Annotated in this window: 18 protein-coding genes; 15 read left to right on the top strand and 3 right to left on the bottom strand. The window is 38.8% G+C overall.

Annotation, left to right across the window (positions count from 1 at the left end; translation table 11 throughout):
• Positions 1-107: 107 nt before the first annotated feature.
• Positions 108-1,517 (bottom strand): LysM peptidoglycan-binding domain-containing protein, encoded by a 1,410-nt coding sequence (locus tag MKX57_RS17810; RefSeq protein WP_089985724.1) that lies wholly within the window; start codon positions 1,515-1,517, stop codon positions 108-110.
• Positions 1,518-1,680: 163 nt separating this feature from the next.
• Between MKX57_RS17810 and MKX57_RS17805 the strand changes: the two genes are divergently transcribed.
• The 3 genes from MKX57_RS17805 (at position 1,681) to MKX57_RS17795 (ending at position 4,977) form a co-directional block, all read left to right on the top strand.
• Positions 1,681-3,030, top strand: a complete 1,350-nt coding sequence (locus tag MKX57_RS17805; protein WP_090002308.1) for an FAD-binding oxidoreductase — start codon at positions 1,681-1,683, stop codon at positions 3,028-3,030.
• 150 nt (positions 3,031-3,180) lie between these two features.
• Positions 3,181-3,972: an alpha/beta hydrolase gene (locus MKX57_RS17800; protein WP_342550506.1), complete on the top strand. Its 792-nt coding sequence runs from the start codon at positions 3,181-3,183 to the stop codon at positions 3,970-3,972.
• A 27-nt stretch (positions 3,973-3,999) separates the two neighbouring features.
• Positions 4,000-4,977 (top strand): sensor domain-containing diguanylate cyclase, encoded by a 978-nt coding sequence (locus MKX57_RS17795; protein WP_008179216.1) that lies wholly within the window; start codon positions 4,000-4,002, stop codon positions 4,975-4,977.
• 7 nt (positions 4,978-4,984) lie between these two features.
• Here the strand turns inward: MKX57_RS17795 and MKX57_RS17790 are convergent, their stop codons facing one another.
• A complete protein-coding gene (locus MKX57_RS17790) occupies positions 4,985-5,380 on the bottom strand; it encodes a (deoxy)nucleoside triphosphate pyrophosphohydrolase (protein ID WP_090002302.1) in 396 nt (131 codons plus the stop codon).
• A 196-nt stretch (positions 5,381-5,576) separates the two neighbouring features.
• Between MKX57_RS17790 and MKX57_RS17785 the strand changes: the two genes are divergently transcribed.
• The 3 genes from MKX57_RS17785 (at position 5,577) to pheT (ending at position 10,202) form a co-directional block, all read left to right on the top strand.
• Entirely contained in the window at positions 5,577-6,341 is a 765-nt protein-coding gene (locus MKX57_RS17785) for an RNA methyltransferase (protein ID WP_096365028.1), read from the top strand.
• 393 nt (positions 6,342-6,734) lie between these two features.
• On the top strand, positions 6,735-7,772 hold the full coding sequence (gene pheS / locus MKX57_RS17780; RefSeq protein ID WP_008179193.1) for a phenylalanine--tRNA ligase subunit alpha: 1,038 nt from the start codon (positions 6,735-6,737) through the stop codon (positions 7,770-7,772).
• Positions 7,773-7,784: 12 nt separating this feature from the next.
• Positions 7,785-10,202, top strand: coding sequence for a phenylalanine--tRNA ligase subunit beta (pheT, locus tag MKX57_RS17775; protein ID WP_239354830.1), 2,418 nt, complete (start codon positions 7,785-7,787; stop codon positions 10,200-10,202).
• 203 nt (positions 10,203-10,405) lie between these two features.
• On the opposite strand, the gene rnhC is transcribed toward pheT, so the two are convergent.
• The gene (gene rnhC / locus MKX57_RS17770) at positions 10,406-11,332 is read right to left on the bottom strand and encodes a ribonuclease HIII (RefSeq protein WP_096365030.1); all 927 of its coding nucleotides are present in this window, start codon (positions 11,330-11,332) and stop codon (positions 10,406-10,408) included.
• A gap of 135 nt (positions 11,333-11,467) precedes the next feature.
• Here rnhC and zapA point away from each other — a divergent pair, with 135 nt between their 5' ends.
• The 9 genes from zapA (at position 11,468) to MKX57_RS17725 (ending at position 21,392) form a co-directional block, all read left to right on the top strand.
• Complete coding sequence (zapA, locus tag MKX57_RS17765; protein ID WP_008179187.1) at positions 11,468-11,728, top strand: cell division protein ZapA; 261 nt, start codon at positions 11,468-11,470, stop codon at positions 11,726-11,728.
• A gap of 5 nt (positions 11,729-11,733) precedes the next feature.
• On the top strand, positions 11,734-12,273 hold the full coding sequence (locus MKX57_RS17760; RefSeq protein WP_012295574.1) for a CvpA family protein: 540 nt from the start codon (positions 11,734-11,736) through the stop codon (positions 12,271-12,273).
• 59 nt (positions 12,274-12,332) lie between these two features.
• On the top strand, positions 12,333-14,042 hold the full coding sequence (polX, locus tag MKX57_RS17755) for a DNA polymerase/3'-5' exonuclease PolX (RefSeq protein ID WP_090002295.1): 1,710 nt from the start codon (positions 12,333-12,335) through the stop codon (positions 14,040-14,042).
• A gap of 18 nt (positions 14,043-14,060) precedes the next feature.
• Complete coding sequence (locus MKX57_RS17750) at positions 14,061-16,427, top strand: endonuclease MutS2 (protein ID WP_008179182.1); 2,367 nt, start codon at positions 14,061-14,063, stop codon at positions 16,425-16,427.
• Positions 16,428-16,449: 22 nt separating this feature from the next.
• A complete protein-coding gene (locus MKX57_RS17745) occupies positions 16,450-16,863 on the top strand; it encodes a DUF350 domain-containing protein (RefSeq protein ID WP_008179180.1) in 414 nt (137 codons plus the stop codon).
• Between the two features lie 426 nt (positions 16,864-17,289).
• On the top strand, positions 17,290-18,984 hold the full coding sequence (locus MKX57_RS17740; RefSeq protein ID WP_342550505.1) for a long-chain-fatty-acid--CoA ligase: 1,695 nt from the start codon (positions 17,290-17,292) through the stop codon (positions 18,982-18,984).
• 148 nt (positions 18,985-19,132) lie between these two features.
• Complete coding sequence (locus MKX57_RS17735) at positions 19,133-19,714, top strand: TetR/AcrR family transcriptional regulator (protein ID WP_025114529.1); 582 nt, start codon at positions 19,133-19,135, stop codon at positions 19,712-19,714.
• 14 nt (positions 19,715-19,728) lie between these two features.
• Positions 19,729-20,502: an enoyl-CoA hydratase gene (locus tag MKX57_RS17730; RefSeq protein ID WP_008179175.1), complete on the top strand. Its 774-nt coding sequence runs from the start codon at positions 19,729-19,731 to the stop codon at positions 20,500-20,502.
• A 116-nt stretch (positions 20,503-20,618) separates the two neighbouring features.
• Positions 20,619-21,392, top strand: a complete 774-nt coding sequence (locus tag MKX57_RS17725; protein ID WP_008179174.1) for an electron transfer flavoprotein subunit beta/FixA family protein — start codon at positions 20,619-20,621, stop codon at positions 21,390-21,392.
• Positions 21,393-21,426 lie beyond the last annotated feature (34 nt).

Raw genomic sequence — 21,426 nt, 5'->3', positions numbered from 1 at the left:
CCTTTCAAATTGGTATATCTTAATATGGCTCTGAAATGAGTTTTTTATCATGGGAAAAAATCGGGAAATGTAGCATATCTTTATTAGTTGCGTGCACAATAAAAAAATTAAGGCTTTTTTATAGAAAAATTTTCATTTAAAAGTACCCAATTTTGTGGGAATGGGAAGCCTAAAGCCCAATAACTAATTCCTCGAAGATTGTATTGTTTGACCATGTCAAATTTAGCTTGTGCACTTCTCGCATCTTCAAACCATACCTCATGATTTCTTCCTTGTTCATCGACATAACGATAAAATGGGGATTGCGCTGTTTGGTCATATTGGATGGTGGCACCATATTTAATGGCTCGATTAAGAGCCTCCTGTGGACTAAATGTCTCGGCTTCTTGACCTTTGACATGAGGTAATAACCAATCACGGGCATAGAGCTCAAAGCCTAATAAAATTTTATCCGCAGGCATTTCTGTAAGTGCATATTCAACAACTCTTCTCATCTCATTAATGGGGGAAATGGCTTGAGGAGATCCAAAACGATATCCCCATTCATACGTCATCAAAACTACAAAATCTGCTATTCGACCATGTGCCTCGTAATCATGTGCTTCATATAACGTTCCAACTTGCGTTGCACTGGTTTTAGGTGCGAGTGCAGTTGATACGAGATAACCCTTTGGATGTAGCATATCCACTGCTAATTGGATAAATGCATTGTAATTTTCTCGATCAGCAGGCAAAACATTTTCAAAATCAATATTCAAAACTTGATAGCCCTTCTCTTGCATCACCTGTAAAACATTATTCATGACTTTGACACGCAACTCTTCATTGGACAAGACAACATGTGCCAAATTAGAGCCTTCTTCTGTTGAAGTAAAATTAGTGAGTGTTAACATAGGAATGATGTTTTTAGCCTGTGCAGCTGCTATCATTTTTTCATCATTTATAGGCTGTAATGTACCGTCTTCCTTCATCTTATAAGCAAAAGGACTAAAATAAGTAAGTAGATGACCAACAGCATTAATGGAATCAATTGCTTCCTCAGGTGGTTGGTAAGAATAAGCATTTACTTCGATAAGTGGTAATTTTCTAGGGATGATTAATTGAGCACCAACATAAATCATATTAGGGTTGTTAATATGATTTGCAGCAATAATTGCTTGGATGGTCGTATCATAATTTTGAGCTATTTGCCATAAAGTTTCACCAGGCTGCACAATATGAACGACTGGTGGAATAATTAATTTAGTGCCAGGTGTTAACATATCAGGGTTCGTTAGATGATTGTCTGCAATGATTGCTTGTAGCGGAACGCCAAATTGTTGGGCAATCGACCATAATGTATCTCCGCTTTTCACGGTATAAGTGGTATACGATGAAGGGATAACAAGTGATTGTCCGATGGCTAATTGATCTGGTGTAGCTAACGCATTTAACAGGGTAATAGATTGCACAGATACCCCATAACGATTGGCAATATACCAAAGCGTTTCCCCAGCACTTACTACATGAATAATCATAGAACACCTCCTAAATGATAGTTCATTACTGCATCATATGATTCAAATGATGAAATGAGTATTTTATAAGAGATATGCAAAAGCTTAAAGCTTCAAATTCTTTCCCTAGGATACCTAGCATAGGATATGACATAAATTAGATGTGATGGGGAAGGGGTTTAAGGTGAAGAAAGCGAAGCTTACAGGTAGAATCGTTACTCCTGAAGATCCGAATTATGAACAAGCGCGGACGAATAATAATTTAAATAATTCCAAGTATCCGAGTTTAATTGTATTTTGTCAAAGAACAAAAGATGTGGTCAATGCCATAAAATGGGCAAGGGAAAACAATGAACCTTTCAGGGTTCGCAGTGGTCGGCATAGCTATGAAAATTTTTCGTTATTAAATAAGGGTCTTGTTATTGATATAAGTGACATGAATAATATCGCTATTAATCTCCAAGACATGTCGGTCAAAATCGAGGCTGGTGCCAATTTAGGAAAGGTATACAGAGAATTATGGGAAAAAGGTGTAACGATACCTGCTGGTACAGAAAGTAGCGTTGGCGTAGTTGGCTTAACCCTTGGTGGAGGGATTGGCATGCTGTCACGACTTTTTGGGCTAACTTGTGATAATCTCCTCGAAATAGAGATAGTGATTGCAAGTGGACAGGATGGTGCCAAGATGATCCAAGCAAATAGGCAACACAATAATGACCTTTTTTGGGCCAGTTGTGGTGGCGGTGGTGGGAATTTCGGTATTGTCACTTCATTAACATTCAAGCTCCATGCTATCAGTGAAGTTTCGCTCTTTTCCATCACATGGGGATGGAGTGATTTTGAGCTTGCTTTTGATACATGGCAAAAATGGGCTCCATTTACTGATAGTCGTCTGACATCACAAATTGAATTAAAGACGAAGGAAGTTGGGGAGATCGTATCTCAAGGAGAATTTGTGGGTTCCACAGCGGAATTAAAAAAACTTCTTCGACCATTAAGAAAGGCAGGTTCACCAATAAATATATGGATAAAGGAAGTACCCTATATAAAGGCAGTAGAATTTTTTGATCTACCAAGTGGTAATCAACCAATGCTCTATAAAAGATCAGGTTCTTTTATTGAGAGACCGCTTCCTTTTGAGGCCATTAAGAGAATGAAGGAATTTTTAACGCATGCCCCTAATCCAAATACGACAATTTGGCAGCAATCCTTAAGAGGAGCCGTCAGTGAAATTGCTCCAAATCACACAGCCTATTTCTACCGAAATGCAATAATGGCTCAAGAATACAATACCTCTTGGAAAAACCCAGATGATGAAAGGCAAAATATAAAATGGGTGGAGGACATACGGAGGGCTTTATCTCCATATACCACAGGCGATTATGTCAATTTCCCCGATCGATTTATTCAAGATTGGCCAACAGCCTATTATGGTCGTAATTTTAGAAGGTTGAGAGAAGTGAAAACAAAATATGATCCATTTAATGTATTTCAATTTCCGCAAAGTATTCCGCCTATTAGCAAATGGTTATAGTCTATAAGATGAGCAGTATGCGGACGCATTGCTGCTCTCTTCTTATAGTGAAAGCATGTCCAATCTATAAGTGGAAATTAATCTTGATAATTACAGTACCAAAGGTCACAATAAAACTATTACATATATTTCTAAAAAGGAGTTAGCGAGATGGAAAATATTGTTGTTCGTAATCATGTGAAAGTAATTGGACAAGGAGATCAACCGATTATTTTTGGACATGGTTTTGGCTGTGATCAAAACATGTGGCGTTTTATTACGCCTGCATTTATGGACAAATATAAAATTATATTATTCGATTATGTCGGATCTGGAAGCTCAGATAAAAATGCCTATACATCAGAGAAATATCAAAGTTTGCAAGGCTACGTGCAAGATTTATTGGATGTTATTGAATCTTTAAAATTACAGCAAAGTATTTTTGTAGGACATTCTATTAGTTCTATGATTGGATTACTTGCATCCATTAAACGACCTGAATACTTTAAAAAATTGATTATGATTGGACCTTCACCGTGTTATTTAAATGATGGTGAATATATGGGTGGATTTGAGCGTAGTGATATTGCGGAATTATTAGATATGATGGAAATGAACTTTGCTGGTTGGGCAAGCTATATGGCTCCTATCGCAATGAGCAATCCTGAAAATCCAGCATTAACGGATGAGCTCAAACAAACATTTAAATCTGCAGATCCTGTCATTGCGAGAGAATTTGCCGAGGTAACATTTTTATCGGATCATCGAAATGAATTATCAAAGGTAACAGTCCCAGTTTTAATTATCCAATGCTCTGAGGACAGTATTGTGCCTATAAGTGTAGGAGATTATTTACATAAACATATTAAAGGCAGTACTTTTAGCTTAATGGAAGCGAAAGGACATTACCCTCACATTAGTCACCCAAATGAAACCATCCAGTGTATTACGGGTTTTTTGTAGGGAAGAATAATGAAAGGATTATTGTAAATGGAACAACGACTTAATGATGCGCCATGTGGTTTTCTTTCCATCACTCACGAAGGAGTAATTGCAGAGGTCAATCACACCTTATTAAATTGGATAGGCTTTGAGCAGGTAGATTTGCTGCAACAACATCTAGAGGTACTTCTATCTACTGCTAATAAATTAATTTTTCACTCGTATTTTTATCCGATGATAAATTTAGAACAGCAAGTAGAGGAATTGTTTATTCATCTCAAACATAAGGAAGGGATGGCTATACCATTTCTAATGAATGCTAGATTGTACAAGGAAGATACGGTAGAGCGAATTGATTGTATTTTAGTCAAAATGCAAAAGCGTATTGATTATGAACAAGAGTTACGTTCAGCTAAAAAGCTGCTAGAGGCAGCCTACCAAGAAAAAGAACAGGCATTAGCCAATTTGGAGCAAATTCATGTAGAAATCGAACAACAACAGGCAAAATTATTAGCCGTGAATGCTACTTTAATTGAATTGTCGGAGACAGACAAACTTACGGGTTTGAAAAATAGAAGATTCTTTCAAGATAAACTTGAACAACAGCTCAATAGTTATTATGAATCAGCTAAGCCTTTCTCACTATGTATTCTTGATATTGACCATTTTAAAAAAGTTAATGATACGTTTGGACATCAAGTAGGTGACGATGTTCTTGCTCAATTGGCACAGTTATTAACACAACGAGCGCGTAAAGAAGATACCGTTGCTCGTTATGGTGGTGAGGAATTTGTCATGATTTTACCGGAAACTGAGATTGCCGCAGCAAAAGAGTTAGGGGAGCAAATTAGAAAAACAGTTGCGTTAGATCATTGGCCAGCTGGTCAGGTGACGATAAGTATTGGAATGGCAACCGTCACATCAGAAGATACTGGTACGACATTGCTAAAAAATGCGGATGATGCCTTGTATGCATCGAAAAAAAATGGTCGTAACCAAGTGACTCATTTTTTTGATATGAAGTAAATATGTGTTATGGCTCCGCTAATAATTTTTCAATGGAAGGTAAATCGGCAGGTGCAAAAGAAAGCTTAAGCAATTGCTGACGAGGAACCCATTTTGCTTCAGCGTGTTCCAATATTTGTGGAGTACCTTTAATAATAGTGGCTAGATAAGTTTCTAGGTGAACAAAAAATTGTTCGTATTCATAAAGAGTTTTGGTCACTGGCTCACCAACTTGAATGACGCAGTTGAATTCCTCAAGGATTTCTCGATAAAGTGCTTGCTGGGGAGTTTCGCCGGGTTCAATTTTACCGCCAGGGAATTCCCAATAATTAGCGAGTACCATATGGGCATTTCTTAAAGCACAGAAAATTTCTTGTTGATCATTTTCAATAATGGCACCAACTACATGTATTGTTTTTTTCATCCTGATCACCTTTTTTCTCGATACTGTAAAATTATTACAAAGTATGTATCATTATAACATGGTGGAGTTGTTAGACACAGCATTAAAATTACACTTGTCCTAGAAAAAAACAGTTTTCTCACATAGCTATGAAATTTAGTATTTACTAAGGTATAATAATGGTCAATATATAGGAAAAAGGCGGTAAGAGGTAGCAATGAAGAGAATCGAATCTACGCAAAATGCGCTAGTGAAATATTGGAAAAAATTAGCGACAACACGAAAAGAACGGGAACGATCAGGTGAATTCATAGTGGAAGGCTTTCACCTTGTAGAAGAAGCATTAAAAAATAAAGAGCAAGTCCTGCAAATTATTGTACGTGAAGGTGTAGATTTACCGATGCTATGGCCAATTGATGGCATTGCTATTGTAGAGGTTACGTCAGTAGTAGCGAAGGAATTTGCGGAAACAGAAACGTCACAAGGTGTTTTTGCTATTTGTAGACAGCCTGCATTAGAGGAGGAAGTAAAGGCATCCTGGCGTAAAGTGTTATTGATCGATGCTGTTCAAGACCCAGGCAATATTGGGACGATGATTCGTACAGCCGATGCAGCTGGATTAGATGCCGTTATTTTAGGGAAGGGCTGTGCCGATGTCTACAACCCTAAAACGTTACGAGCTGCACAAGGCTCACATTTCCACATCCCTGTAGTACGTGAAGAGTTAACGGAATGTGTAGACTTTTTACAGGATCAAGGAGTTCCAGTATTTGGTACGGCATTGGATGAAGACGCCGTGCCATATAGCGACATTCAGCATACTGGTGCATTTGCGATTATTATGGGAAATGAAGGTAGTGGTATTCAGCCACAGCTTTTAGCAATGACAGACCAAAATATAATCATTCCAATTTTTGGTCAGGCTGAATCACTTAATGTAGCTGTAGCAACTGGTATAGTTTTATATGGTTTTGTGAAATAACTGACAGAATCATGCGGGTTTCCGCTAGTTGCCCCTTGATTTGCAACTGATCGTTATTGTATAATCAATTCTAAAATGTAAGTTTAAATATGAAATGCTATGACCGGGAAGTAGTAAAGATTGTGAATGGACGACAGGGAGCGTGTGGCCGGAGATTGAGAGCCAACGCCGTACCGATGCAATTTTGAATTCAGCCCGCGAGCAGCTACCGGGACCAGCTTGATGCTGTAAAGGTAAGCCGGCTTTATCAAGTCGTTATGTGAATGAAGTGATTGTAAGGATATTGGCCTTGCAATAACTAGGGTGGTACCGCGAATATGTCCTCGTCCCTTTTTTAGGGGCGAGTTTTTTTATGCCTAAAAACAGGCGTTAATTTTCTAAGGAGGTTTTAACATGGAAGAGCAATTAAAACAATTAGAGCAAGAAGCACTTGCTAAAATTGAAGCAGCAGCAAGTCTAAAAGAATTAAATGAAGTACGTGTTGCATATTTAGGGAAAAAAGGACCTATTACTGATTTATTAAAAGGAATGGGTAAATTATCAGCTGAAGAGCGACCAAAAATGGGTGCTTTAGTGAATAATGTTCGTGAAAACGTAACGGCAGTATTAGAGTCAAAAGCTGCTGTACTTGAAGAAGCGGCTATTGCTGAAAAATTAGCAAGTGAGTCGATTGATGTTACTTTACCTGGACGTGAAATAAAAGTAGGGAATCGCCATCCATTGACACGTGTCATTGAGGAAATTGAAGATTTATTTATTGGCATGGGCTATGAAATTGCAGAGGGTCCTGAAGTAGAGAAGGACTACTATAACTTTGAAGCATTAAATTTACCAAAGGGTCATCCCGCTCGTGATATGCAAGACTCGTTCTATATTTCCGAGGAAATATTATTACGTACTCATACATCGCCTGTACAGGCTCGTACTATGGAAGCTAAAAAAGGTGAATCTATTCGTATCATATGTCCAGGAAAAGTATTCCGTCGTGATAATGATGATGCCACGCACTCACATCAATTTATGCAAATTGAAGGTTTAGTAATTGGCGAAAATATTCGTATGAGTGATCTAAAAGGAACTTTAGATACTTTAGCAAAAAAAATGTTTGGTGCTGAACGTGAAATTCGACTTCGTCCGAGCTTCTTCCCATTCACAGAACCATCTGTTGAAATGGATATCTCGTGCTTTAAATGCGGTGGTGCAGGATGTAACGTATGTAAGAGCACTGGCTGGATTGAAATACTAGGCGCAGGTATGGTTCATCCAAACGTCTTAGAAATGGCTGGCTATGATCCGAAGAAAGTTTCTGGTTTCGCATTTGGTATTGGTGCAGAGCGTATTGCCATGTTGAAATATGGTGTCGACGATATTCGACATTTCTATACGAGTGACACTCGTTTCTTATCACAATTCGAGCGAACAGAGGCGTAAGGGGGATAAAACATGTTAGTTTCATTAGAATGGTTAAAAGATTATGTCAATACACAGGACTTAGCACCTGAGCTATTAGCAGAAAAAATTACACGTTCAGGAATTGAAGTAGACGCAGTCATTGATCGTGCAAATGCAATGGAAAAAGTTGTAGTCGGATATGTGGTATCAAAGGAAAAACATCCAGAAGCCGATAAATTAAATATTTGTCAAGTGGATGTTGGTGAAGAAGAGCCTCAACAAATTATTTGTGGTGCTCCCAATGTAGATGCTGGTCAAAAAGTAATTGTGGCTCGCCCAGGTGCCCATTTGCCTGGCGGTATTAAAATTAAAAAAGCTAAACTTCGTGGACATGAATCAAATGGCATGATTTGTTCATTACAAGAGCTAGGTATTGAAGGAAAGCTTGTACCTAAAGCTTACTCTGAGGGCATTTACGTACTTCCAGAAGATGCGCAAGTAGGAACGGACGCACTGGCTATTCTAGGCTTACGAGATACAGTGCTAGAGCTTGGTTTAACACCAAATCGATCAGATGCCCTTTCAATGCTAGGTGTAGCATATGAGGTGGGTGCTATCCTGTCAGAGGAAGTAAAGTATCCAGATATTTCTTATCAAGCTGCCAGCGAAAAAGCAGAGGATTTACTAAAGCTTCGTGTGGAAGATATGCAAGCAAACCCAATGTACGTCGCAAAAGTTGTGAAAAACGTCAAAATTGGGGAGTCACCAATGTGGCTTCAAAATCGTTTGATGGCAGCAGGTGTACGCCCGCATAATAACGTAGTGGACGTAACGAATTATGTGTTAATGGAATATGGTCAACCACTTCATGCCTTTGACTATGATAGTCTAGCAACAGGTGAAATCGTTGTTCGTAAAGCAACGGAGGGTGAGAAAATCACAACTTTAGATGACCAAGAACGTACCTTAAAAGCGTCAGATTTAGTTATTACGAATGGCAAAGAGCCAGTTGCTATTGCTGGTGTAATGGGTGGTGCTAATTCTGAGGTAACAGATTCTACAACGACTGTTGTCATTGAATCGGCTTATTTCGACGACTTAACAGTGCGTCAAACATCTCGTCATCTTGGCCTTCGATCTGATGCATCTGCCCGCTTTGAAAAAGGGGTAGACCCGAATCGTGTTTTACCTGCAGCTGAACGTGCTGCAACATTACTTGCTGCATTAGCTGGTGGTGAAGTATTGGAAGGTACATGTGTGGTAGACGATTTAGATAAAACACCAGCGCGTGTTGTCGTATCACCAGATTTTATTAACGAACGTTTAGGCATGAAAATCGCATTAGAGGATATGCTTTCTATTTTAGAGCGCTTAAAATTCGGAGTAGAAGCTGCAAATGGTTTATTAATTATTGATGCACCAACACGTCGTCAGGATATTAAAATCGAAGAGGATATCGTAGAGGAAATTGCTCGTCTTTATGGCTACGACGAGATTCCAACGACATTACCAGAGGGTGCTACACAAGTAGGTAGTTTAACAGCTTATCAAGCTAATCGTCGTGTTGTTCGTAATTATATGGAGAGTGCTGGCTTGTATCAAGCTGTGACGTATTCATTAACATCTGATGTGCTGTCACAACGATTTGCATTGAAAGCTGAACCAGTCACTCGTTTACTAATGCCTATGAGTGAAGAACGCTCTACATTACGACAAAGCCTAGTTCCACACTTAATTGAAGCAGCAGCCTATAATGTTGCCCGCCAAGCAGACAGTGTAGCTCTATATGAAATCGGCTCAGTATTCCTTGGTCAATCGGAGGAAGGGCAACCTTTCGAAGAAGAGCATCTTGCAGTAGTCCTTACAGGGAAATGGCTAGATCACGCATGGCAAGGCGAGAAAAAAGCCGTAGATTTCTTCGTCTTAAAAGGTGTAATAGAAGGTGTTATTGGCAAGCTTGGCCTAGGAAATCGCATTTCATTTGAAAAAGCACAAATTGATGGATTACACCCAGGTCGTACAGCTAGTATAGTATTGGATGGCGAGCAAGTGGGTATTATTGGTGGACTACACCCTGCAGAGGAAAAGGCATGGGGTGTAAAAGATACGTATGTTATGGAAATGAACCTTGTTGCTCTATTAAATGCAACTGATCAAGAAGCGCCACTTTCCTACAAACCAGTACCTCGTTTCCCTGCGATGTCTCGTGATATTGCGCTTATTATGGACCGTACAACAACTGCAGGCGAAGTCGTAAAAGCTATTAATGTAGCTGGTGTGAAATTATTGAAGGATATCCGCGTATTTGACGTATACGAGGGTGAGAAAATGGAGCAAGGGAAAAAATCCGTAGCATTCTCGCTCACATACTTCGACCCAGAACGCACGTTAACAGACGAAGAAGTAGTAGCTGCACACAATAAAGTACTAAAAGCAATTGCTACAATCGATGGTACAGAAGTACGCTAAAATTATAAAAAGACTGTCGTACTAGATAGTCTCAGACTTAGTCAAAAGTCATCGAGAAGTTTACTCTCGATGGCTTTTGTCATTTTTCTTACACGGTCATAAGGATAATGACTTTCTCATGGGAAATAACGCCTTTACTTTATTTTGGTAAAGAAAAAAGACTGTCATCTAGACAATCTTTTTCGTTTGGAGCTTCATGTTTTTTAAATCATCTTTCTCGCTTTTTCTGTATTAGCAAAATGCCATTTTGTAATGGAGCGTAGAAATTCTTCGCCCTGTTTACGCCAAATACGTGCAGCTTGCACATCTACCTTGTTGGAGGCCCCTTTCATTAACTCTAAACCCGCTATTTCACTGAGACGATCCATTTCCTTTAAAAACGCAGCACGAGCTAGAATGGATGCTGTAGCCACGGCTACATGTAATTGCTCGGCTTTAGTAGAAAAGTACACGCTTTCCTGTACAATTTCTCGTTCGTTTTTTAAGTAATTGTAATAAACGCCTCGTTCTGCAAACTGATCAATTAAAATACATTCAGGTTTTTCAGGAGCCATTTTTGTCAGTGTGTTTTGCAGTGCCTTGTTATGCATCATGGCTTTCATTTTCCCTTGGGAGTAGCCCTTTGCCTGTAAGCTGTTATATTTTTCATTGCGTAAGACGAGAACACTATGAACGCAAGCTGCGCGTAAATCAGGAGCAATTTTCCGCATGTAATCATCCGATAACAATTTTGAATCTTTGACACCAAGCTCATTGATCAGTTCAATTTTGGAGGCAGGTACATATACGGCAGCTACTGTAATAGGGCCAAAATAATCACCAGTGCCTGTTTCATCTGAGCCTAATACGGACATCGTTGCAAATTGGTCGGGTAGTGTATCACCCTTTGCTCCAATACTAGATGATTTTGAGTTCGATGTTTTTTCAATGGTCCCCCAGCGGGCAGCTTCACGTTCAGCTCCACCACCCTGAAACATTAATTTTCCTGATTTATACATGGTTATGGAGGTATCTGGTAGTTTTGCGGCGAAGATTACACCAGCAGCCTTGCGTTCAATATAATTGGATGCATAGTATGCCATCACCTCTTTTTGAATATTTGTTGAAATGGAAAGTACAATATTTGACATTTAATCGATCCTTTCTGTCCTCATTGTTCACAATTTTATACCTTTCATGGTATGATAATAAATAGCTTTTTTGTGTGATGGTGCTAGCAAGCCAAAAAAATCTTGCATGTATCGAATTTATAGGAGGGTGCGACTATGGAAAAACAAGAAAAGAATAAAATTTCTGTGGAAATATATGGTCATACATATAAAATGGTCGGCTTGGAATCCATTGGCCATATGCGACTTGTTGCTTCGATTGTTGATGACCGTATGCGCGAGATGAACGTACATAATCCCTCACTTGATAGCACAAAACTTGCTGTTCTGACAGCAGTAAATACAGTACATGATCATTTACTATTAAAAGAGCGGCTGGAGCAGCTGGAAGAAGAATTGAAAAAATTAAAGGGTTGAAGAGAATGTTAGATTTAATCATATTAGTGGTACTGTTAGCTGGAATTGGTGTCGGTGCAAAACGTGGTTTCATTGTACAAATGATGCACATTGTCAGCTTTATAGTAGCCCTAATTGTTGCGTATATTTATTATAAGCCATTAGCACAAAAATTTGTATTTTGGGTTCCGTATCCAGGAGTTACTGATACAGGTAGTCTTGGTGTCGTGATAGACAGTCTAGATTTAGACCGCACATTCTATCGTGTAATTGCTTTTGCGGTAATTTTCTTTGCCGTAAAAATAACATTGCAAATTGTGGCATCGATTTTTGATTTTATTGCTTATTTACCTGTACTGAACACAGTAAATCGTTGGCTTGGAGCGCTATTCGGCATGATTGAAAACTATTTAATTATGTTTATTTTGCTATATGTATGCGCACTACTACCGATTGATAGCATACAAAATTTAATGTCGAAGTCATTGTTAAGTGGTCTTATTTTAGAGCATACACCGGTCATTACAAAGATGTTCCAAAACTGGTGGTATATTTATATGCAATAGTCAACTATGCACTTCTCTCTGTTTGGAGAGAAGTGTTTTTACGATAGGAGGAATTATTGGTGAATAAAAAAACCATTATTCGCACGCTCGAAAAAATTGCTCTGTATATGGAATTACAAGGTGAAAATCCATTCAAGGTATCCGCCTTTCGAAAAGCAGCTGCGGCACTTGAAGGAGACGAGCGTTCATTAAGTGAAATGGATGATGTGACAAAACTAAAAGGAATTGGCAAGGGGACAGCTGCTGTTATTGAGGATTTGATGGTAACAGGTGAGTCAAGTTTGCTTAAGGAACTAGAAGAGATTGTCCCTAAAGGGTTATTGCCATTGTTAAAGTTGCCAGGCTTAGGTGGAAAAAAGATAGCCAAGCTTCACCAAGAGCTAGGCATCGACTCAGCAGAAAGCTTAAAGGCGGCTTGTGAAGCGGGCAAAGTACGTGAATTAGCTGGCTTTGCTGCCAAAACAGAGGAGAAAATTTTAAAGGAACTTGCCAATTTAGCTAATCGCTCTGAGCGTCTACCCATTTGGCAGCTAGAGCCTGTGGTTTTACAAATAGAGGCCCTTCTAGATAGTATGGAGGAAGTGGAACGTTTTTCTGTAGCTGGAAGTTTCCGTCGTGCAGTGGAAACTAGTAAAGATATTGATTTTATTGTTGTAACAGAAGCGGTTGAGGCAGTCCGTGAACAATTATTAAATACATTAGCCATCCAAGAAGTCGTTGCAGCAGGAGATACAAAAATTTCGGTGATCTTGGACTTAGATGAGCCAGTAAGCGTTGATTTTCGCTTAGTGAAGGATACGGAATATGCGACTGCCTTGCATCATTTTACAGGTTCTAAGGACCATAATGTACGCATGCGCCAGCTTGCAAAAGCGCGAGGTGAAAAAATTAGTGAATATGGAGTGGAGCAGGAAGATGGAACTGTTCTAACATTTCAAGATGAAGCGGCATTTTTTGCTCATTTTGATTTACCTTGGATTCCACCAAGCTTGCGTACAGGGACAGTAGAATTTGACAAAACAGAGGATATCCAAAAATTGGTCCGACTAGAAGATATTAAGGCCGATTTGCATATGCATACGACATGGTCAGATGGTGCATACTCTGTTGCAGAAATGGGCCAGGCATTACTAGCGCGTGGCTATCAATATAGCGTTATTACGGATCACTCCCAATTTCTAAAAGTCGCAAATGGTTTAACACCAGAGCGTATAGAAAAACAGCGAGTGGAAATTGAGGCATTTAATGAAGCTCACCCAGAATTTCATTTATTTTCAGGGACAGAAATGGATATATTACCGGATGGTAGCTTAGATTTTGATGATCAAGTTTTGCGTGAATTAGATTTTGTAATTGCTTCTATACATTCAAGTTTTACACAAACACAGGAAAAAATTATGGCACGTCTACTGACAGCTATGCAAAATCCTTATGTCCATATGATTGCCCATCCTACAGGGCGAATTATTGAAGATCGTGATGGCTATAATCCTGATATGCAACAGTTAATTGCCTGGGCGAAGGAATATGGTAAAATTTTAGAGTTAAATGCTAATCCATATCGTCTTGATTTATGTGTTGAACATTTAGAGATGGCTTTAGCAGCAGGTGTGCCAATAGCGATTAATACGGATGCGCATGATACCGCACATCTACGTTTTATGGATATTGGAGTTCGCTATGCCAATAGAGCATGGATACCAAAAGATTTGATTGTGAATACATGGACGCGTGAACAATTTGAGGCGTTCATACGACGAAATAAATAGGTTGAGGAGGTGTTCTCAGTGATTGCAGAACGCGCATTGAAAACACTAGAATACGATAAAGTACGGCAACAAGTGGCTACCTATTGTACTTCTTCAATTGGGAAATCAGCCATCGAGGAGCTTGTACCACAGACTGACTTTGATAAAGTAGTACAACTATTAGAAGAAATGGACGAAGGTTTATCCATTTTACGTGTAAAAGGTAATGTACCGATGGGTGGAATATTTGATGTTCGACCATCTGCAAGACGTGCCCAAATAGGAGGCATGTTAGCGGCGATAGAGCTAATGGAAATTTCTAGTACAATTCGAGCTAGTAGAATTCTTCGCAATTTTATTGAGGATTTGGAAGCCGATGAAGTGATTGAAATTCCCCATTTTATCGCCAAAAAGGAAACAATGCCTGTATTAACGGGATTACAGCATGAAATTAATAACTGTATTGATGATAACGGAGCTGTTTTAGATTCGGCTAGTACAACTTTACGAACTATTCGCCAATCCTTACGCTCGGAGGAAGCAAAGGTACGCTCTAAATTGGAGAGCTTAATCCGTGGCAGTAATGCATCGAAAATGCTATCTGATACACTTGTTACAATTCGGAATGATCGCTTTGTTATTCCCGTTAAGCAAGAATATCGTCATCATTATGGTGGAATCGTTCATGACCAATCTTCTTCTGGACAAACCTTATTCATTGAGCCAGATTCTATTGTCCAAGCGAATAATGAAATTCATCGTTTGAAAATGAAAGAACAGGCTGAGGTTGAACGAATTTTACTAGCATTAAGCGCAATGGTGCAAGATGTAGCACCAGATTTATTTAACTTAGTAAAGGTATTAGGGGATATCGATGTCATTTTAGCTAAAGGCAAGTATGGCCAAGCCAATAAGTGTACAATGCCTAAAATGAATCAGGATGGCTATATCCGCCTTGTTCGTGCACGCCACCCACTATTACCAATAGATACAGCTGTGCCAAACGATATTGAGTTTGGGAAAGACATTACGGCAATAGTAATTACGGGTCCAAATACAGGTGGTAAAACGGTAACATTAAAAACAGTGGGCTTGTGTACATTAATGGCTCAAGCTGGGTTACCAGTACCAGCATTGGATGGATCTCAGCTTGCTGTGTTTAAACAATTGTTTGCTGATATTGGTGATGAGCAATCTATAGAGCAATCGCTTTCAACATTCTCATCTCATATGGTCAATATTGTCGACATCTTACAAAAATTTGATGATGAGTCACTTGTTCTTTTTGATGAGTTAGGAGCAGGTACAGACCCACAAGAAGGGGCAGCTTTAGCCATTTCTATTTTAGACGAGGTACATGGTCGTGGTGCACGTGTGATGGCAACGACTCACTACCCTGAGCTCAAAGCATACGGTTATAATCGACCTGGTGTTGCCAATGCTAGTGTAGAATTTGATATAGAAACATTGAGTCCTACCTATCGTCTACTAATTGGTGTTCCTGGACGTTCGAATGCATTTGAAATCTCTAGTCGCTTAGGGCTCCCTGAAACCATTATTGAGCGTGCTAAAGGCTTCACAGGAACAGATCGACATGAGGTTGAATCGATGATTGCTTCATTAGAGGAAACACGTCGTCAATCTGAAGATGATGCAGAGCGTTCCCATGCATTATTGTTAGAGTCAGAGAGCTTACGTAAAGAGCTGCAAGATAAATTACAAGCCTATGATGAGCGTAAAGAGGCACTTGATAAGAAAGCTAAAGAAAAAGCTCGTAAAATTGTAGAAGAAGCGAAACATGAAGCGGAAGGCATTATTGCTGAGCTGAGAGAAATGCGAAAAAATGCCGACCAAGTTGTTAAAGAGCATGAGCTAATTGAAGCGCGTAAGCGTTTGGAAGAAGCAACACCGCTTGACAATAATAAAGTACTAAAAAAAGCTGCACAAGTAAAAGCCCGTGCGCAAAACTTAGTTGTCGGGGACGAGGTAAAGGTGTTAAGCTATGGTCAAAGAGGTACTTTGTTAGAAAAAGTATCGAATACTGAATGGGTTGTCCAAATGGGAATTTTAAAAATGAAAATCTCTGATAGTGATTTGGAGTATATTAAACCTGAAAAAGAGCCTATTGTACGAACAGCTGGTGTAAAAAATCGAAATGGCCATGTGAAATTAGAATTGGATTTGCGTGGAGAGCGCTATGAAGATGCAATTTTAAGAACAGAAAAGTATATTGATGATGCATTACTTGCGAATTATGGTCGGGTATCTATTATCCATGGTGTTGGTACTGGGGCTTTACGCCAAGGTATTCAAAGCTATTTGAAAAACAATAAGCGTGTGAAATCCTTCCGTTTTGGTGAAGCCGGCGAAGGGGGCTTAGGCGTCACAGTTGTTGAATTGAAATAAGCTATAAAGGGGACGGAGAAAAATGCTGAATTCTGGCTTTTGGCGATATCCAATTATCGAAACGGCAGGATACTTTAGTGTTGTTGTGTTATGTTTAGTCGTGTCGATGGCATTGTTCGAAGTCGTGACGAAGTATAAAAATTGGGAAGAAATTAAAAAAGGTAATGTTGCTGTGGCACTTGCAACAGGCGGAAAAATACTAGGAATTTGTAATATTTTTCGTTTTTCTATTGCTCGTCATAGTACATTAAGTGAAATGATTGGCTGGGGTCTTTTTGGTTTTACGTTGTTAATTGTTGCCTATTTCTTATTTGAATTTATGACACCTCGTTTTAATGTTGATCAAGAGATTGCCAATGATAATCGCTCAGTTGGTTTCATTTCCTTTACCATTTCAGTTGGTCTATCGTTTGTAATTGGGGCAAGTATTGCATAGGAGTGTCATGACATGGAAAAATTAGCAAAGGTACTAATCATTGTCTGTATCGCATTTTTGGCAGTGGGCGTCTATTATATGATGACTATTTAAGCACATTAACGCATCCTTTTTAAAGGATGCGTTTTTTATTGAGCTTATAGCAGGTGGCTTCAACTAAACCTATTAAAGCCCTGATAGGAAAAATTGTTTTTCAAATATAGCAATATATAGGTTATTTCTAATCTGAAAAACGAGAGAATGAATGAGTATTCATCGTATCTACCCATACAAATCCTATTTAGAATTAGTCATAATAATGTTGTTAAATGCATAATAATTAATCGAAAATGCGTTTATTTTCTATTTTCTGTTTGAAAGTGCATTTCTTTTTCATTATAATAAAATTAAGAATTGACAAAGTTTGGGACAAAGGGGAGAGGACGTATGACAGCAAAACCATGGCTAGCAAATTATCCTGAAGAAGTACCATCGTCTTTAACGTTTGAGGAAATTCCAGTGCAAGAGTTTTTGACACGCGCCTATAAGAAGAATCCATCAAAAGTAGCGATTCATTTTATGGGGAAGGATTTGACGTACACCGAACTATATGAGTCTGCTTTAAGATTCGCAAACTATTTACAATCATTAGGTGTGGAAAAGGGAGACCGAGTGGCAATTATGTTACCTAACTCGCCTCAAAGTGTAATCGCTTACTACGGTGCCATGTATGCAGGTGCTGTTGTCGTACAAACAAATCCACTTTATACTGAACGTGAGCTTCAATATCAAATGGCAGATTCGGGTGCAAAAGTTATTCTTGTGATGGATATTTTGTACCCAAGAGTGATGAAAATTATAAAAGAAACCGCCCTAGAAAATGTCATTGTGACAGCCATCAAAGATTATTTACCATTCCCAAAAAATTTAGTCTATCCATTTATTCAAAAAAAGCAATATGGCTTTAGTGTCAAGGTTGAACATAGTGGACAAAATCATTTGTTTTCAGAAATAATGCGTTCTGCACCAATCAAGGTAATGGATCATATTCCTTTTGATTTTGAAGATGACCTAGCATTACTACAATACACAGGTGGAACAACCGGATTCCCTAAAGGAGTCATGCTAACCCATAAAAATTTAATCGCCAATACGACAATGTGTGATGCATGGATGTATAAATGTGTGCACGGTGATGAGGTCATTATGGGTATCCTACCATTCTTCCACGTCTATGGTATGACAACTGTTATGCTTTTATCAGTCTTCACTCAAAATAAAATGGTGCTGTTACCGAAATTTGATGCTGAAACTGCATTAAAGACAATTGATAAGCAAAAGCCAACACTTTTCCCTGGTGCGCCAACCCTATACATCGGTTTATTAAATCATCCAGACATTGCTAATTACGATTTATCATCTATTAAGGCCTGCCTAAGTGGCTCTGCTTCATTGCCAATTGAAGTGCAAGAGAAGTTTGAAGAGGTAACAGGTGGAAAATTAGTAGAGGGTTATGGATTAACTGAAACATCACCAGTGACACATGCTACTCCAATTTGGGGCAAGCGGGTGATTGGCTCAATAGGATTACCTTGGCCAAATACAGAAGCGATTATTTTGCGGACAGGGGATACGGAAGAATTGCCAGTTGGTGAAGTTGGTGAAATTGCAGTTAAAGGACCACAAGTGATGAAGGGCTATTGGAATCGCCCAGAGGATACGGCCGCTACATTTACAGATGACTGGTTTTTAACAGGAGATCTTGGCTATATGGATGAGCAAGGCTATTTCTATGTAGTGGATCGTAAAAAAGATATGATTATTGCAGGGGGCTTTAATATATACCCTCGTGAGGTTGAAGAAGTGTTATACGAGCGTGAGGAAATTCAAGAATGCGTTGTAGCAGGTATACCTGATCCTTATCGAGGAGAAACGGTAAAAGCTTATATTGTTTTAAAAGAAGGATATTCGATTACAGAAGACGAATTAAATAAATATTGCCGTCAGCATCTAGCGTCATTTAAAGTTCCACGGTATTATGAATTTAAAGATGAGCTGCCAAAAACAGCCGTTGGGAAAATTTTGCGCCGTACATTAGTGGATGAAGAAAAAACAAAAATGGCGAATAAAGAAGCGAAATAAATACGTGGTAAAGTATTGACAAGCAATGATGTAAAATATAATATGAAAATATGAATGAATGACCATTCATATTTTCATATTTTTTTAGGTTCTCACGTCATACTTGATTATGTTGACGTGCGCATGTTTTTTAGGTGGTGATATAAAAGTGAAACGAGATAAGCCAAAATATAAACAAATTATTGATGCAGCTGTCATCGTTATTGCGGAAAATGGGTATCACCAAGCGCAAGTATCGAAAATCGCCAAACAGGCTGGGGTGGCCGATGGAACAATCTATTTATATTTTAAAAATAAAGAAGATATATTAATTTCTGTCTTTAATGAAAAAATGGCTGTTTTTGTAGAGTCATTACAAGATATAATAGAAAATGGGAATACGTCTAAAGACAAACTTTCCCGAATGATTGAAAATCATTTTAATGTTCTAGCGACAGATCGATACCTAGCAACCGTCACACAATTAGAGCTTCGCCAATCAAATAAAGACTTACGACTAAAAATTAATTCAGTATTACGTGAGTATTTACATTTACTTGATCAAATTTTAATCGAAGGTATGCTTTCAGGTGAGTTCAATCAAACGATGGATGTACGCTTGGCACGTCAAATGGTTTTTGGAACAATCGATGAAACTATTACGTCGTGGGTTATGAATGACTATCGATATGATTTGATGGAGCAGGTTCCGAAGGTTCAGGCATTAATCCTGAACGCCATTAAAGGTTAAAAGGATGTGGAGAAATGGAATTTCTAAGTTGGAAAGTGGAAGATGGGGTAGCAAATATTACAATTGCACGTCCACCAGCAAATGCATTATCTCGCGGTATTATTGCAGAAGTAAATTCTGTGCTAGATGCTGTAGAACATGATGATGCTGTAAGAGTCCTTGTACTTCATGGTGAAGGCCGTTTCTTCTCTGCAGGTGCAGATATTAAAGAATTTACTGGGGTAGAATCTGGAGAAGAGTTTACGAAGCTAGCTAGCAATGGACAGCAAGTATTTGAGCGTGTGGAATCATTCCCTAAGCCGATTATCGCAGCTATTCATGGTGCAGCATTAGGCGGTGGGCTTGAGCTAGCAATGAGCTGTCATATGCGCTTTGTGACGGAATCAGCGAAACTAGGTTTACCTGAGTTACAATTAGGCCTTATTCCTGGCTTCGGCGGTACGCAACGACTACCACGTTATGTTGGTGTAGCAAAGGCTGCTGAAATGATGTTTACGAGCGAACCGATTTCCGGTACAGAAGCTGTGCAATGGGGCTTAGCAAACCGTGCATTCTCAGAAGAGACACTGTTAGAGGAAACATTAAATATTGCAAAGAATATTGCCAAGAAGAGCCCAATTGCTTTGAAGGCAGCTATTCAAACCTTGCAATATGCAAAGCATGCTTCATTTTATGAAGGGATTGAAGCGGAAGCGAAATCCTTTGGCACAGTATTCATCACAGAAGATGCAAAAGAAGGAATTCAAGCATTCATTGAAAAGCGAGAGCCTATGTTTACTGGCAAATAAATTTCCCATATGTCGATAGTAACGAGCAAGGATGTTATCGATGTTATTGAAACTAAATATATATAATATTTATAAGTTTACTTAGAATTATAAAACGTTCCAGGAGGTATGGATATATGAATATTTTTGCATTAATTAAACGTACGTTTGATACAGAAGAAAAAATCGTTGTGTCGGGTGGTAAAATCCAAGAGGACGGCGCAGAATTCATTATTAACCCTTACGATGAATATGCCATCGAAGAAGCAATCCAAGTGCGTGACGCTGCTGGCGGTAAAGTGACGGTAGTAACAATTGGCGGCGAGGATGCTGAGAAGCAATTACGAACAGCGCTAGCAATGGGCGCTGATGAAGCAGTGCTTATCAATACGGAAGATGATTTAGATGAATTAGATCAAAATGCTGCTGCTTTTCTATTAGCAGAATACTTAAAAGATAAAGATGCTGATTTAATTTTAACAGGAAATGTTGCGATTGATGGTGGTTCTGGTCAAGTGGGTCCACGTGTTGCAGATTTATTAGATATTAATTATGTAACAACGATTACAAAGCTTGAGATTGATGGAACTTCTGCAAAAATTGTTCGTGATATAGAAGGAGATTCAGAAGTAATTGAAACTTCCTTACCGCTGTTAGTAACAGCTCAACAAGGTTTAAATGAGCCACGTTATCCATCTCTACCAGGTATTATGAAAGCGAAGAAGAAACCGCTTGCAGAGCTTGAATTAGATGATTTAGATATCGATGAAGATGACGTAGAAGTGAAGATTGAAACGGTTGATATCTTCTTACCAGCTCAAAAAGCAGCAGGCCGTGTTCTTGAAGGCGACCTTTCTGTACAAGTAAAAGAATTGGTAAATCTACTTCACACAGAAGCAAAAGTAGTTTAAAAAATCGAATCTTAAAGGGTAACGGAGGGAATAT

It is taken from the genome of Lysinibacillus sp. FSL M8-0216, assembly GCF_038595555.1.
GTDB classification, from domain to species: domain Bacteria; phylum Bacillota; class Bacilli; order Bacillales_A; family Planococcaceae; genus Lysinibacillus; species Lysinibacillus fusiformis.
This window is presented reverse-complemented; position numbering and strand designations above follow the sequence as displayed.

Coding starts and splice junctions, on each gene's coding strand:
- MKX57_RS17810 (WP_089985724.1), bottom strand. CDS start 1,517: ATGATTATTCATGTAGTAAGTGCTGGGGAAACGCTTTGGTATATTGCC.
- MKX57_RS17800 (WP_342550506.1), top strand. CDS start 3,181: ATGGAAAATATTGTTGTTCGTAATCATGTGAAAGTAATTGGACAAGGA.
- MKX57_RS17795 (WP_008179216.1), top strand. CDS start 4,000: ATGGAACAACGACTTAATGATGCGCCATGTGGTTTTCTTTCCATCACT.
- MKX57_RS17790 (WP_090002302.1), bottom strand. CDS start 5,380: ATGAAAAAAACAATACATGTAGTTGGTGCCATTATTGAAAATGATCAA.
- MKX57_RS17785 (WP_096365028.1), top strand. CDS start 5,577: ATGAAGAGAATCGAATCTACGCAAAATGCGCTAGTGAAATATTGGAAA.
- pheS (WP_008179193.1), top strand. CDS start 6,735: ATGGAAGAGCAATTAAAACAATTAGAGCAAGAAGCACTTGCTAAAATT.
- pheT (WP_239354830.1), top strand. CDS start 7,785: ATGTTAGTTTCATTAGAATGGTTAAAAGATTATGTCAATACACAGGAC.
- rnhC (WP_096365030.1), bottom strand. CDS start 11,332: ATGTCAAATATTGTACTTTCCATTTCAACAAATATTCAAAAAGAGGTG.
- zapA (WP_008179187.1), top strand. CDS start 11,468: ATGGAAAAACAAGAAAAGAATAAAATTTCTGTGGAAATATATGGTCAT.
- MKX57_RS17760 (WP_012295574.1), top strand. CDS start 11,734: ATGTTAGATTTAATCATATTAGTGGTACTGTTAGCTGGAATTGGTGTC.
- MKX57_RS17745 (WP_008179180.1), top strand. CDS start 16,450: ATGCTGAATTCTGGCTTTTGGCGATATCCAATTATCGAAACGGCAGGA.
- MKX57_RS17740 (WP_342550505.1), top strand. CDS start 17,290: ATGACAGCAAAACCATGGCTAGCAAATTATCCTGAAGAAGTACCATCG.
- MKX57_RS17730 (WP_008179175.1), top strand. CDS start 19,729: ATGGAATTTCTAAGTTGGAAAGTGGAAGATGGGGTAGCAAATATTACA.
- MKX57_RS17725 (WP_008179174.1), top strand. CDS start 20,619: ATGAATATTTTTGCATTAATTAAACGTACGTTTGATACAGAAGAAAAA.